12 protein-coding genes are annotated in these 13,615 nt (G+C 44.6%); 3 read left to right on the top strand and 9 right to left on the bottom strand.

Annotated elements, in window-relative coordinates:
* Positions 1-125: 125 nt before the first annotated feature.
* The gene (locus J7623_RS22815) at positions 126-917 is read right to left on the bottom strand and encodes an ABC transporter permease (protein WP_291924734.1); all 792 of its coding nucleotides are present in this window, start codon (positions 915-917) and stop codon (positions 126-128) included.
* Positions 917-1,831: an ATP-binding cassette domain-containing protein gene (locus J7623_RS22810; RefSeq protein ID WP_291924733.1), complete on the bottom strand. Its 915-nt coding sequence runs from the start codon at positions 1,829-1,831 to the stop codon at positions 917-919. Before J7623_RS22810 ends, J7623_RS22815 begins: the two co-directional genes overlap by 1 nt.
* 417 nt (positions 1,832-2,248) lie before the next feature.
* Here J7623_RS22810 and J7623_RS22805 point away from each other — a divergent pair, with 417 nt between their 5' ends.
* Both J7623_RS22805 and J7623_RS22800 read left to right on the top strand, forming a co-directional pair.
* Positions 2,249-3,019: a histidine kinase gene (locus J7623_RS22805; RefSeq protein WP_291924731.1), complete on the top strand. Its 771-nt coding sequence runs from the start codon at positions 2,249-2,251 to the stop codon at positions 3,017-3,019.
* Positions 3,016-3,723, top strand: coding sequence for a LytTR family DNA-binding domain-containing protein (locus J7623_RS22800; protein ID WP_291924730.1), 708 nt, complete (start codon positions 3,016-3,018; stop codon positions 3,721-3,723). Before J7623_RS22805 ends, J7623_RS22800 begins: the two co-directional genes overlap by 4 nt.
* A 9-nt stretch (positions 3,724-3,732) precedes the next feature.
* Here the strand turns inward: J7623_RS22800 and J7623_RS22795 are convergent, their stop codons facing one another.
* The gene (locus tag J7623_RS22795) at positions 3,733-3,981 is read right to left on the bottom strand and encodes a hypothetical protein (protein WP_291924729.1); all 249 of its coding nucleotides are present in this window, start codon (positions 3,979-3,981) and stop codon (positions 3,733-3,735) included.
* A gap of 382 nt (positions 3,982-4,363) precedes the next feature.
* Here J7623_RS22795 and J7623_RS22790 point away from each other — a divergent pair, with 382 nt between their 5' ends.
* Positions 4,364-5,383, top strand: coding sequence for a M57 family metalloprotease (locus tag J7623_RS22790; protein ID WP_291924727.1), 1,020 nt, complete (start codon positions 4,364-4,366; stop codon positions 5,381-5,383).
* Positions 5,384-5,510: 127 nt separating this feature from the next.
* On the opposite strand, the gene J7623_RS22785 is transcribed toward J7623_RS22790, so the two are convergent.
* The 6 genes from J7623_RS22785 to J7623_RS22760 all read right to left on the bottom strand — a co-directional run bounded on the left by J7623_RS22785 (position 5,511) and on the right by J7623_RS22760 (position 13,519).
* Positions 5,511-5,894 carry a nuclear transport factor 2 family protein gene (locus J7623_RS22785; RefSeq protein ID WP_291924725.1) on the bottom strand — a complete coding sequence of 128 codons (384 nt, stop codon included), beginning with the start codon at positions 5,892-5,894 and terminating at the stop codon, positions 5,511-5,513.
* A 59-nt stretch (positions 5,895-5,953) separates the two neighbouring features.
* Positions 5,954-7,153, bottom strand: coding sequence for a macrolide family glycosyltransferase (locus J7623_RS22780; RefSeq protein WP_291924724.1), 1,200 nt, complete (start codon positions 7,151-7,153; stop codon positions 5,954-5,956).
* A 122-nt stretch (positions 7,154-7,275) separates the two neighbouring features.
* On the bottom strand, positions 7,276-8,964 hold the full coding sequence (locus tag J7623_RS22775; RefSeq protein ID WP_291924722.1) for an alpha/beta hydrolase: 1,689 nt from the start codon (positions 8,962-8,964) through the stop codon (positions 7,276-7,278).
* Positions 8,965-8,979: 15 nt separating this feature from the next.
* Entirely contained in the window at positions 8,980-10,965 is a 1,986-nt protein-coding gene (locus J7623_RS22770; protein WP_291924720.1) for a hypothetical protein, read from the bottom strand.
* 4 nt (positions 10,966-10,969) lie between these two features.
* The gene (locus J7623_RS22765; protein WP_291924719.1) at positions 10,970-12,070 is read right to left on the bottom strand and encodes a S8 family serine peptidase; all 1,101 of its coding nucleotides are present in this window, start codon (positions 12,068-12,070) and stop codon (positions 10,970-10,972) included.
* Between the two features lie 6 nt (positions 12,071-12,076).
* On the bottom strand, positions 12,077-13,519 hold the full coding sequence (locus J7623_RS22760) for a hypothetical protein (protein ID WP_291924718.1): 1,443 nt from the start codon (positions 13,517-13,519) through the stop codon (positions 12,077-12,079).
* Between the last annotated feature and the right edge of the window lie 96 nt (positions 13,520-13,615).

Raw genomic sequence — 13,615 nt, 5'->3', positions numbered from 1 at the left:
TAATGCGGTGATTGGATCATTACGAAATTCGCATTTTTTTTACATTTTATTGCCACTTTTTTTGTCTTTTGAAGCGTATGGTTTGTAAGCAGATCCTGCCTTGCAGCCAGGTTGAAGTGGAGCGTTCACTGATTCCCGGAAAACTTCCTGGTAAAATCCCAATACCCCAACAGGGTAAACACAAAAAAGAACCCAAGACTGTACCATTCATGTTCCGGCAACAGTCCCCACTTTGATTCATGAAAGAAATAAGGCCTCGTAACGGACAAATAATGATAAGCATACGGGAAATATTTCACTTCCATGGCACTGCCCTGGAAAAGGGCGACCATTACGATAGAACAAAAGACAGCCAGCCCAATGGGAATAATCATATTTTTAAACCGTATGCTTAGCCAGATATGAATGGCTATAATGCTCAGAGAAGATATAATGGAATGAAAGCAGTGCTGCAACAGCAATTCCAGATCGGGCATATGCGTAGTAAGTTGCAGTTGAGGCCTGATGGCGCCAAGTAGATACCCAAGTAGGATCCAGCAGGGAACAAACAAAATATAATAACAAACTACGAACAAGACTACCGCCAGGAGCTTGTTTATATATACCTGACCTTTCCTGATGGGCAAAGTAAATACCTGCTTCCAGGTGTTATTTTTATATTCAATATTAAAATACAAACAAATCAGCAGCACAATAAAAAAAACGGAGTAAAAGAAAGCCATCCCTTTCCATGTCATTTCTGAAAAAAGCGCCCAGGGGTGATCATGGACCTCATTTACGAGGTGCTTCCATTTAGTCAACGCAACGAAAGCCACAAATGCAGGCATTAAAAATGCGCCCACTAAAATCAGCCATTTGGCAAAAGAGTTTTTGATCTTTATGATCTCTGTTAAAAATGAAGGCCAGAATCTAGTCATTAGTTAGTTGTTAATTTCATAAATATATCTTCCAGGTCATGCTGCACCACCTTTACCTCATATATACTCAAACCTGCCAGTACGATCTTTTTGCATAAATCACCGATCTCCATTTTATCCCGGTACGGTACCATCAACTGGTCGCCTTTAAAGGAGATCAGGGAGGAATCATTTTTCAGCAATGAAAAACAGGCCTGGTTATTACTGGTATCAACAATTACAAATGATTGCTGTTGTTGTATAGTTTCCAGTTCCGCAGTGCTACCCTGGAATACCAATGCTCCTTTTTGCAGCACACCGATATGGGTAACCAGCTTTTCAAGCTCAGATAGCAGGTGACTCGAAAGAAATATGGTTGTTCCATATTCTTTGTTTAGGTGGATCAATAATTCCCTGACCTCAATAATGCCGGTAGGGTCAAGGCCATTCACCGGTTCATCGAGCACCAACAGCGCAGGTTCAGGAAGCAATGCCATTGCCAGGCCCAGTCGCTGCTTCATTCCAAGAGAATAAGCGTCAACGCGCTTATCAGCGGCATCAGTAAGACCTGTCATTTTTAGTACCGTATGGATGCTGTGTTTAGGAAGCCCTCTGATCATGCAGGTAATACGGAGATTATCCCTTCCAGTCAGGTTCTCATATAAAGAGGGCTGTTCTACTAAACAACCCAGCCTTGACAGGATATCAATCCTGTTATTGGCCAAATGCTTCCCGAATAAGGTGATCTGCCCCGTCTGATGTGGCAGCAATCCCAGCAAGAGCCTGATCAGCGTAGTTTTACCGGCACCATTAGGTCCCACAAAGCCATAAATAGCTGAAGTCTCTACCTGCAGGTTGATCTTATCAAATACGGGGACCATTTTATCGTAGCCAAAACTTAAATTATTAGTTTCGATAATGAACTTTCCCATCATTATTCTAATTTTAGCCAAAGAAATGCAAACCTCCATTTCCAGGAAATAATTCTGTTCAACTCAGCCAAATTTGTGTTGAACTTATTTTTTTTAAGGTCAAAAATTACAACGTGGGGTTTGCTGTTTTTTCATCTGCTTTGTATTTTTTCAGCATTCATGAACCAGATCCAAAGAATTATAACAAGGCTATTCGAAAGCAGGTCAGCTACTCATATCACCTTCTGCACCTCCTTTTTTCTCTTTTTTTTCATCATGCTGCTATCTACAGGCCAGCCTTCGAAGCTGGTCTTTAATGCAGTATCTATAGGCTTCTTTGACCTCTTATGTATTTATTTGGGCAGATGGTGCGCAAGGAAATTGCTGTCAGATAATCAATTTATTCCATTCTTTTTGCAGGTGTTCTTGATCGCAATTGCCATGACAGCTTTGGCCATAGCCGGCAACCAGTATCTGAAAATTGGACCGCCCAGGTCATTGCGCCTTTACCTGACTTTCAATTTTCCTATCGCCCTGGGCCTGATTATTCTTGGCATATTTCTCACTTTTACCAGGGCAACAATCGTTCAAAGAATTAATGCAGCAGAAACAGCGCAACGACAAAAAGAAAGCGAATTAAGCTTATTATTATCCCAGTTGCGACCGCATTTTCTTTTCAATACATTGAATAATTTGTATGGGCTGTCCCTTTCTGAACATGAAAAACTGCCCGACCTGTTGCTGAAGCTGTCTAACCTGCTCCGGTATTCACTTTATGAAACCAGCCAGCCATATGTTCTTTTAAGAGATGAACTGAATTATATCATGTGTTATATTGAATTTGAGCAGATAAGGCTGGGAAAGAAAATGCGGATTACTGAGAACATCTCCCGGGTAGATGCGGAACAGCTACGTATTCCACCGATGATCCTGATCACTTTTGTGGAGAATGCAGTCAAACATTCAAAAAAAACGATCCATAACGACATCGTCATTAACATCTCGGCAAACATAACCGATGCGTACCTACACTTCTCCATATCTAATTCCATCGGCAATGACCTGTTTCCCAACGAACGGTCTGCATCGTCAGGGATCGGCCTTTCTGCTACCATCAAACGCCTCGACGGCTTGTTTGGCAAGGATTACCAGTTAGAGCAATATACAGCCGATAATTATTATCATGTAAAACTTAAACTTAAAACAAGATGAGCGTTATTGAATGTCTGATTGTAGAAGATGAGCCAATTGCCAGGGATATACTTGTCAATTACTGTGGCCAGATACCTAATTTACAGGTAAAGGGTATCATGGAAAATGCCATCGATGCCTGGACCTTTTTACAAAATAACTCCGTAGATCTTATTTTCCTCGATATAGAAATGCCGCAGCTGGATGGACTTCGCTTTCTGGAGACCTTGAAGAATCCACCATTCATCGTTTTCACAACGGCCTATACAGAATATGCTGTCAAAGCTTTCGAGCTGGCCGTTAGCGACTATCTATTAAAGCCGTTTTCATTTGAACGTTTTCTGATCGCTGTAGACCGCGTTTTAAGTCAAATGAATGCGCGTAATGGCATGAACCTCTCAAGTACTGCTACTGACACAGATTATATCTTTATCAAAGCGGAGGGGAAAATATTCAGGATCCGGTATGAAGAAATCTTATATGCTGAGGCCAGCGGCAACTACAGTACCCTTGTTACAAGATCTGGCCGTTTTTTGCCCAACATGCCATTTTCAAACCTGGAAGAATTACTGCCTGCAGCCTCCTTCATAAGGGTTCACCGGTCGTTTATTATTAATAAATCGCAAATCAGTTATATTGAAGGCAACAGGGTCTTTATTGAAAAGAATGAAATACCTATTGGCAACAATTACAGGGAAACCATGTTGAAAAAACTGGGACTTTAATACTCCGCTTTACCAAACCCGCATTCCGGGCTGGCACCAGCCGGTTATCATGTCAAGAATATCGTCAATGCAGTCATGAACAGCTTCATTATGGGGGTAGTCGTTTTTGAGTTGCATTAATATTTGTTGCGCTGTTTCTTTTAGTCCACCTGAATTTTTATAGTCTGTTAAAATGTCCCGCACCACTGTTGTAAAGCAGTTACCTTGTGCGATAAACTTTTTTAAAGCTTCTGATAATTTTTCGTCTGTCAGTTCCATAGTATATTTATAAAATTATTCCAGCCCGAAAGTAGGGGAAAGCCGGAAGTTGTACAAATGGGGTTTCGTATAAATACACTGCCAATGGCTGTAACACCGATTGTGAAACACCACTTCATTTACAGCGGATATTGACGTAGCACTGGATTTGCAAGTGAGCAAAGCACTTGGTATCTTCAGTATTATTATGTCGCTGTTCGCGCCAGTTTATCATGTTTTAATTTCATCCCCGTTTCCTTCGTCGTTTGTAACATAACTGCGAATAATTATTTACATTAGTAATGTCAACTGAATCTGAATTTTACGCTACTAACCCTATTGTTGACGTTCCCTGAATACATGTCGTAGTAACCCGGATCCAATTACCTTTTAAAAAAAAAGTATGAAAACGTTTGTATCGTTAATGTTAACCGTTTTAATTGTTAGTTTAATTTATGTATCCTGTAAAAAGAGCAGTTCCTCATCATCCCAACAGGATAAAGCTGTTCCGCAGCAAGTTTTGAATGATATTAAAGCAAAAGGATTTAGCACTAAGAATGTAATTGCATTTAAAGATGGTTATTTAGTAGAAGGTGATATTTATCTGAAAGCGGAAGACCTGAAAAAGAAACCTGTTTCTTCCACTACACTTCATATTGCCAATACGGAACAATTCAGAACCTATAACCTGGTAACGGGTTTGCCGAGAGTGATTACGGTTTCTGTCAGCAACCTGGGGCAGGCCTATATTGATGCTACTGATCAGGCGATTGCCAGATACAATGCACTCAATTTGCGAATGACCTTTCAACGTATTACAGGCACTGCAGATATTAATATCGAGGGATTTTACCAGGGGCCTGCAAATGGTTTTATTGTATTGGGAAGCTCTGGTTTTCCGGCAAATGGTAATCCCTTCAACAGTATTTTACTGAATACCCACCCACAGGCATTGGGCCCCAATCCTGATGTAGCAACAACTACTGCCACGCTGCAACATGAAATAGGACATTGCATAGGCTTCCGTCATTCGGATTATATGAATCGCGACTTCAGTTGCGTATACAATGAGCCCGGACCTCATCCTGAGAGTGATCCCGACAATATTGGCGCCGTAAATATTCCAGGTACGCCCAATACGGCAGATGCGGATAGCTGGATGCTGGCCTGTGCAGGTGCTACGCCACGTACGTTTAATTTCTATGATAATGTTGCTTTGCAATATTTATATGGAACGCCACTTTGCGTTGGAGAAGGTAGAAAGGTAGTGAACGGTGTTTGTGAAACAGGTGTGAAAAGATGGACCGGCAGCGTCAAAGTGGGTACCCGGTATACGTGCTATTATAATTATGAATTTAGTGATGGATCCACCAGTGGTACCTACTCCATCACTTCTAATTTTCCTTGTCCCAACCCGCTATGAGTGAAAGCTATTCGGGGAGTCACTAATGCAAACGCCTTCAAATCATACGATTTGAAGGCGTTTGCATTAGCTGGTGAAGAGTAAAAACTGTGGCAGGCGCTTTAATGCCTGCTTACTCAATTAACTCCTACTGTAATTCTTGTCTATAAGACACCTTGTCCATGATCAGCCATTTCCCGTCTAACTTTACCAGGTTAAAGCGATCAATAAACCGGAAGGTGTCGAAAGTTAGCTGTACCTGGGCAGATCCGGTGTCTCCATCCCAGGTATAGGAAAGGACTTCGGGCTGGCATTCCTGTATGGTTGCTTTTGCAACCAGGTCGAGGTATGCGGTTAGTGTCCATTGAACCAGTTTGCCATCTATGATGGTCCTGATGTATGCATCCGGGTGAAAGGCTTTCCGCATTCTTTCCACGTCTATTACCGGGCGTCCTTCGAGATAATGGTTAAGCGTAAGCTGAATCAATTGTTTTTCTTCTTCTGTACCAATTTTACTTGCTGATGTTTCCATGGTTTTTCTTTTTTTAAATGTACTTGTTTTTGTTGACCCGATAAATGAATATTTGGTATTTACAGCGTGCTGTTTGGGTGGACTTCTCCCTGGAATGCAATAATGGCATCAGTAGCACGTAAATAGCCACCTGCGCTATGGATAGTGTCCTTCATGTGATATACGGCCTGCCTGATAGATTCGCTTTGGAGTACCGTTGTAGCTGCCTCGCGAAGTGTTGCAGCAGTTAAATTTGCCCGGTCAGGAATTAAGCCCAGGTGCAAATCCCTTACGCGTTCTGCTGTTGTTACCTGTTCTTTTATAGAAGGAAGCACTACCAGGGGGACGCCATAATACAAGCTTTCCATGGTACTGTTCAATCCGCCGTGCGTCACAAAAATATCTGTATGGGGAAGTATTGCGGTTTGAGGAACGGAACGCCTTACCACAAAATTACCAGGAATGGGTTCCAGTGCCTGCAGGTCGATCTGATTTCCAACGGACATGACTACACTCCAGTCGGGTGCCGGGAATGCAGCAAAACACATACGGTAAAAATCTGGGTCATTATTCCGTAAGGTACCCAACGAAATGTAAACCCTGGCTGCCGGTGATTCGCTGTTTTCGGCTACGGGCCATGGGATTGGCGGTGGCGCTGTGAAAGACGGCCCAACAAAGAGGAAACGTTCGTCGAATTGTGCGGCATCCACCTGGAATGATTTGGGCAGAAATACCAATGTTAGCCCGGGTACTGCTGCAAACACCTCCCGAAGGGTAAGATCAGGAAGGCTGTAGGAGGTGGTGATGGCTTTAATCGCCTGGTTGGCTGCATCTGCCAGTTGTTTAACCCAGGGGTCAGCATTAAGTTCCACATCCTTTGACGGTCGCCTGGGACTATGAAACGGCCGGAAGCCGATCGCAGGTATTTGCAATATCCGTGCGGCGAGCCTGGGGGCAAGCAGCATGGTGTTAAATATAATGCGGTCAGGGCGTATGCTTTTCAACTTATCTACTATTTCCGGCACTACGCGTGGTGATTCACGTGCCATTAAAAGCGGCAGCAACGCAATCTCTTTATCCCCCGGGGGCGTTGCGTGTTGAGATCGTGGCATTTCAGAGAATATAACCGGTATGGCACCTGCTTGCTGCACGGTGTCCGCAAAAGATTCGCCGATGAAATAATACACCGTATGCCCACGTTTGCAGAGCGCTGTAACGATAGGAAGCGTTGGGTTCACATGGCCATATGCTGAAACATTGAAGAAAACGTAAGTGGGCATATTTTATATTCCTGGATGAACGAGATATCTTTTTCAAATTTATGTCAATTGTTTCAAAAAAGATCTTCGTCCCAGGTTGCGTTTTTCAGCATTAGTGTTGTTGTTTTTTATCTCCCGGAAAATTAAAATTGTGTAACAAACTTCCAAAGCACAAAAAAGTATACCACATACAGCGCTGCTGTGAGGTGCGGGGAAGGCGACATAAACCAGATAAGCGTGCCTATCGCGATCAGGATCAGCAGCAGTAAAATAAAAGGAAAAGGAGCGAGGGCTCCAAGCCACTTCATTAGTAGCGGTCTTTCGGGAACGGCCATCGTATTGATGGAGTCATCAAATTTCCCGTGTATAATGAAATCTGCGATGTTGTCCCAGTAAATTTCCTCTGTAGCAGCGCCATGAGAGCCCGGTACAAATTTCAATTGATAGGGCTCGTCCAGCTGATCACTAAATCCATCGAATCCGCCGCCGCCAATATCCTGCAGGCGCAGGCTTTGGAATGATTTAGGGAAAGTAGCTACCACCCAATCGTTGGTGGCTACCATGTTGTAAAACTTCCCGATCCTGTTTTGCCGGATCAGTTCCTTCACGTTAAAACTGGAAGGCACCACGCTACCGGCAAATACCACATGTTTAAACCGGCACGCAGGATATTCTTTCATGGCTCTGAAAAGCAGATAGGTACCATTGCTATGTCCCATAAAAGAGAAGCGGGCATTGGGATACAGGCTCATGTTCTCCGTGTATTGGTCCATAAACCATTCTACTTTTTCCCTTCGGGCAAATGATAACAGGAAAGAGAGCATAGGAAAATAGCCATAGGTAGATGTTTCCGTAGCAAACTTGCGCTGCTCCAGTTTGTCGCCTTCGGCCTTCACCCTGCGCGCTACTTTCTGTGTCCAGTAGCCGGTATCCCGGATACCGTGCACTACAAACACCACATCCGTTACATCTGGGTCCACTTTCAGATAATTGGGATCAGTAGGTTGTACCTGGTAATCCTTCAGTACTTCCGGTGATGCTGTTAGTGCACGGTGTAATATCGTTCCGCGTACGGCACCCGCAGCATTCCCTGTCATTTTGAGCACCGTCATATGATCAGAATCCGGTACTTCGAGGTAAATAAAATTACCGCCGGTGATCATATCAACGCTGTCTTCCGGGGGAATGATGTCATCTTTTGTACCCAGCAGTTGTATCACCGTTACATTGCCCAGATGTTTATTTGCTGCCTGCTTCAGCATGGTGAGCCATTGTATACGTAGTTGTGTAACAAACGGGGCGCCTCTTCTCGTTTTGAACACTAATGGTCGGTATCCCAAAAACTGCAGGAAGCCACCTGCAAACATCCCAATCCTCATCAATAGTGCAGTTTTGGTATAGAGGTGTTCATTCAGCGTCCAGCCCCGGTTTAAGCCCGCCAGTAAAATGATACGATCTACACGGGATGCCCAGGGCTTCGGCGGCATATTACGGGGATATTTTTTTTCAAAGGGTGCCGTGTCATTTTCGCCACAGGCTACTACGAATAGCTTTCTTGCGAGCAATGCACCGGTACTATGACCAATGATCACTATTTTAGGCAGTTCAGCTCCTTCTGCATGCTGCGATAGCGCTTCCTCCCAGGCTGCATCCAGCCGCCTGAGTGCATCCAGCACCAGCTCATCGGGATCCGCCATAGAGAAGGTGTGCATTTTCAATGCGGGAATAAGCACAGTGGCGCCGGGCCAGGCCCCGGCGACCACCTTCTTTACAGATTCATACATGGCTGGCTTGCAGGTATATCCATGTAGCACAATGACAATGTATTTCATAGATCTGCCGGCTGTTTATTTATGTTTAGGCTTGTTATAGAGATTGAAAAAAGGGAGGTCTACCGCCAGGAAGATATTCCATCGCCAGGAAGGATTTGTCAGCACAGTATTATTACCGGCATCTATCTTAGACAGACCAGGGCCATACTGCGCGCCAAAGCCCAGTGATAGCGGCAGATTAGCGCCTACACCATATACGGCAAATACGCCGGGCGAAAATATTTGTCCCAGTTCAATCTTATAATTTTTATTAATGACGGTGGCGTTGGGATCTGTACTGGTGGCATCATGTGATCTTTCCAGTTTATAGTCAACGACAGCGCCCAGGTCAAATAAGGCTCCAAACAGGCTTACTGCGCCGCCTCTTCCCCAACTCAGCCATCCGGGTGTCCAGGAGATCCCGATGGGCGCTGTGACGCCAAATTTATCGGACCAGGTGCCGCCGGTAGCACTGTTGGTACCGGAGGTATTAAAGAAGGCTCCGAGGTAGGTTTGTACAGACACATTACACTGTGTATATTTTTTGATAGAAGAACTGCCTACCGGGAGGATCACGTTTTCCAATGCTGCTTTTACCTGGTCTTCATCTTTGGCTTCTACCATATTCGCCATGAAGAGTGCGTAAGGTTTTACTTTCTGTGCAAAGGTGAGGAGGTTGTCGAGCTTCGTCTTTTTCGTATCGTCTGTTATCCCTTGTGCCGGATGGCTGTTTTGATTGGTGAGATCATGTACCTCCGTAAGAATATCTACAGCATCATTTACGGCCTGCGTATATTGACTGCTGTAAATATCTTTGTACAGCGCATTTGATTTTCTTACTACGGTGAGATAATTATCAGCTACCAGGTCTTCATTGAATATTTTTACGATACTGAATGCATAATCTGCTATATCAATAGAAATGTTGATGTAGTGATAGATATCTTCATTACTTACATTTTCATGGTTGGCCTGTTTGGTGGCTATCTCGTCATAGCCTGCCTGTACTTTCTCTGCCAGGTTAACGAATTCGCTCAGTTTATTTTGAAACAGCAGGATGTTATCGGCCTGTGTAGCCAGGATGCTGGTCAGCGATGTGGCGGTCGCATCTTTTCCGAAATAGTAATTCAGGTCCTGTAATAGTACTCTCTGGTAAACGAGTCCCATAAAGATGCGGGCAAATGCTTCGTCGGTCAGCAGTGTTTTAATATCTTTCCCGGATACCCAGATCCTGGTGTTGTATTCATACCGGAGTCCTTCTGAAAAGATGGCTGCAAAACGGATGGTGGTGCCCATGTTTTTAAATCCGTTGCTGCCGTTTTGTTTCCATTCCTGCAGAGCAGCCAGGTCGCGGATGAAATCTGCGGCGGTAGACGTACCATTTTCCAGTTCATGTACCATCCTGATGGAACGGATGGCGATTCTCACTTCCGGGAAGTTCGCTAACAGGGCCTGGTATCGTGGCAATTCCAATACATCGTCTAAGCGAAAGGTGAGTTGTTTAAGGTCGTCGAAGAAGCCGGTGTGCAGTGCCGGCAGCATTTGTGGATAGGCTTGTGCCAGCAGGTTGCCCAGGTTGCTGGTTGTTTTGGGAAACAGTATTTTGAATTCCGGGTTTTCTTCCGCGAATTTTTTAAACCGGTTAAAGAAGGCAATGGTTAATTCCTGTTTGGCCCGGTCTATCATCAGGTCTGCGATGGCGTTGGCAAAGGTGGTTACGTCGAGGCCCCCGATGGCGGAAAGGGTTTTGGCTACAAACGGCACTGTTCCTCCACCGCCACTGGCGGCAATAGCGTCCGTTACATAGGGTTTGAAGAAGGGGTTGTTGCCAATCTCTCTGTCGATATTAGCGCCGGCAGGGTAGTAGTCTTTCAGTACTTTAAACAACTGCGGGGCTGATTCGAAGTGTCCGTCCTTGCTAAGACAATATTGTTTTATGTACAAGGCATCGTAAAATATCGACTGGGCTTTTAAGCCGGTTGCTAACAGGCACAGCATAATGCTACCGAATAAATATTTCATTTCATTAGGTTTTAAGGGTCGCAAATATTTTAGAGGGACTGATTAGTTTAAGACCTGCTGATTCCTGTACGGGGTCAAACAAGGTGGTTATTAATTGCTTGATATCACTTGCAGTAAAAGATTTGTTCAGCGCCTTGTGCCTGGAAATAATCAATGCGCAGATACCTGCAACAATGGCGGCAGATTGTGATGTACCCTCACAGTTCTCTGGTGCCGTATCGTGGCAATCGTCAGGGGTAAGGTTGAGTGTATACGCCAGGATCTTTTCCCCGGGGGCATAGATCTCCGTTTTTTGATGAAGAAAAGAGATTTTTGCCAGCTTATTATCCGGGTCAGTAGCACCTACCGCTATGGACTCCGGGCATAGCGCGGGAAATTTCCCATCCACGAGATTGCTGAATGTAAAGTCGTCGCCAATGGATGCCACTACCACAATGCCTTTATTTACCGCCTCTGCAACGATGGTATTTAAGTCATTGTCCTGCTTAAAGCCACCGTAACTAACTGAAATAATATCTACTTCCTTCTCTATCGCCCAGCGGATACCTTTTATGATATCCGGATAACTGGCGGTACCTCTGGCAGATATTTTGGCGATATATAATTCGCATTCAGGCGCATATCCTACAGTAGCCAGCTTGTTGCGGCTACCAATCAAAGATGCACAAAGGGAACCATGTCCAAATTCATCGTTCATGTCGTTTAGCGTAGATTGCTCGGGATGGTCAATTAAAAACGACTGGTAAGCTTTTACGCCACTGCTGATATCTGTGTTGGCGATATTGAAGCCGGTATCCAATACGGCTACTTTGGCCCGTTGTCCAAATTCGTTTAATCCATTCCAGATATCGGCAACCTTCAAAGCAGCGATACCCCAGGGCAATGTACCAGCAGTTTCAGTCAGGCGACCAGCCCAGTAGGACTGCTTCTCCTGCTTGTCGTTAAATCGGTAATACCATTTGTTGATGCCTTTCAGATCTTCTCCTTCTTCTATGCCATCCATAGTAATAACCTGCCCGCTGGGATACACATTGGCAACCACGTCATAACTTTTTCCAGGGCCTTTACGCACGCGGAGTGGTAAGGTGACTTTTACGTTTATCATAGTCGTTTATCCGTCAAGGTCAGTATTAAGATTAGTTGGTTGTGGAACGTTCGTGGTGTTCAGCGCCTTTCCTGCATTTCTCAGTCCTACAAGTTTTCCCAACAGATCAAACCAGAATGGCGCCCCCATGGTGATAGCGATGGCAGTTATAAAGAAGCCAAAGAATTTTTTGGTGGTGGTTTTATACCAGATATACTTCCGCGCAATATAGCTGGAATGATCGGCCAGTACTTTGGGAGGTATACTATCGGTTGCCTGCTGCATTTCATTATATACTTCTTCTTTCGGAAACAGGTAAGCACCTTTCCAGCACCAATTTACCGCGGCATTTAATGCGCGTTTCAGGCCACCGGGTTTGTCGGCCTGCAGCCGGTGGATGAAGGCGGTATCTTTCCTGCCATGGTCGCCCCAGCCTAATCCAAGGAGGGTGTTTACACTATCTTTGTTCTTATTTATTTCCTGGAGTAGTGCTTTGGTGATGCCGCTATCTCCTTTATTGGCGGGATTTCCGGCGGCAGCCACGCCCATGTCGGCCACTTTTGCGGCAACTGCTTTGTTGGCAGAGAGATAAGTAGAGATCTCGATGGTATCGATGTTTAATACAAATGCCAGCACCAGGCCAATGCCAAACAATATAAAAGACGTGTTTCTTTTATACCAGCCACTCACGCGGTCCATGCTGTCATTATACCATTTTTCCAGCCTGAACTTGAACGCATCGAGGTCGCCTGCGGCTTCGTTGAAATGGTGATTCAGGATATCATATACTTCCTGGTCGATGTTCGTTTTTTGCGTCTCCAGGCTGTTACGTACCATGGAGAAGGTCGCCGTCTTTCCTTTATTGGCAGCATCGAGGTTTTTGATCACCTCTATGAGTACCGTGGAAAAATTTTTGTCGAGCAGATAAGAAGGTCTGTTAAAATAGTCGTTCTGCCCATAGTTTTTAATAATAGGATGTTCATAGAAAAGATCGAACAGCCGAATCCTGGAGGTGTTTTTTTTGATGTCTTCTACCTGGCTTCTTTGTTCGAGTTTCTCTGTCAAAGGTGCGGTAGGGGTAACGGCCAGTAGTGCGGTACCTGCTGGCGGCGCCGGCATATCTACAACCTTGGGTGGTGGTATTTCCGCTTTTTTTATGGATACTGCTTCCCGCGTTGTATCGGTCTTTTCAACGTTTTTTTTCTTGTTGGTTGCCATCACCAAACGGGCCGTCTTTTTAAGAAATTTATAGAGACGGAAAAGGCCCAGTTGCTCCAGGATCACTGCCCAGAAAGGAAGGCTCCGGATAGGGGTGTTGGATAACATTGAACTGATACCCTGGTACAAGGTATTGGCCCTTCGCTGTATCAGTGTAGCCAGGGATTCCTGTACAGCAGATGCAAAAAGGCTATACAGTAAAAAAATGAAAACCAGTCCAATGAAAACGTTTAATACGCTATAGTCAAACATACGTCATCATTTACCGCCCGGAGCGGAAGTATTGAGGGATTAATATTATTTATCCGTAAATGTCAACAGTTTATTCTATCGGGGTACTCTGCATAG

The sequence above is a fragment of the Chitinophaga sp. genome (genome assembly GCF_017745275.1).
In the GTDB taxonomy this organism is placed as follows: domain Bacteria; phylum Bacteroidota; class Bacteroidia; order Chitinophagales; family Chitinophagaceae; genus Chitinophaga.
This window is presented reverse-complemented; position numbering and strand designations above follow the sequence as displayed.

Coding starts and splice junctions, on each gene's coding strand:
- J7623_RS22815 (WP_291924734.1), bottom strand. CDS start 917: ATGACTAGATTCTGGCCTTCATTTTTAACAGAGATCATAAAGATCAAA.
- J7623_RS22810 (WP_291924733.1), bottom strand. CDS start 1,831: ATGATGGGAAAGTTCATTATCGAAACTAATAATTTAAGTTTTGGCTAC.
- J7623_RS22805 (WP_291924731.1), top strand. CDS start 2,249: ATGACAGCTTTGGCCATAGCCGGCAACCAGTATCTGAAAATTGGACCG.
- J7623_RS22800 (WP_291924730.1), top strand. CDS start 3,016: ATGAGCGTTATTGAATGTCTGATTGTAGAAGATGAGCCAATTGCCAGG.
- J7623_RS22795 (WP_291924729.1), bottom strand. CDS start 3,981: ATGGAACTGACAGACGAAAAATTATCAGAAGCTTTAAAAAAGTTTATC.
- J7623_RS22790 (WP_291924727.1), top strand. CDS start 4,364: ATGAAAACGTTTGTATCGTTAATGTTAACCGTTTTAATTGTTAGTTTA.
- J7623_RS22785 (WP_291924725.1), bottom strand. CDS start 5,894: ATGGAAACATCAGCAAGTAAAATTGGTACAGAAGAAGAAAAACAATTG.
- J7623_RS22780 (WP_291924724.1), bottom strand. CDS start 7,153: ATGCCCACTTACGTTTTCTTCAATGTTTCAGCATATGGCCATGTGAAC.
- J7623_RS22775 (WP_291924722.1), bottom strand. CDS start 8,964: ATGAAATACATTGTCATTGTGCTACATGGATATACCTGCAAGCCAGCC.
- J7623_RS22770 (WP_291924720.1), bottom strand. CDS start 10,965: ATGAAATATTTATTCGGTAGCATTATGCTGTGCCTGTTAGCAACCGGC.
- J7623_RS22765 (WP_291924719.1), bottom strand. CDS start 12,070: ATGATAAACGTAAAAGTCACCTTACCACTCCGCGTGCGTAAAGGCCCT.
- J7623_RS22760 (WP_291924718.1), bottom strand. CDS start 13,519: ATGTTTGACTATAGCGTATTAAACGTTTTCATTGGACTGGTTTTCATT.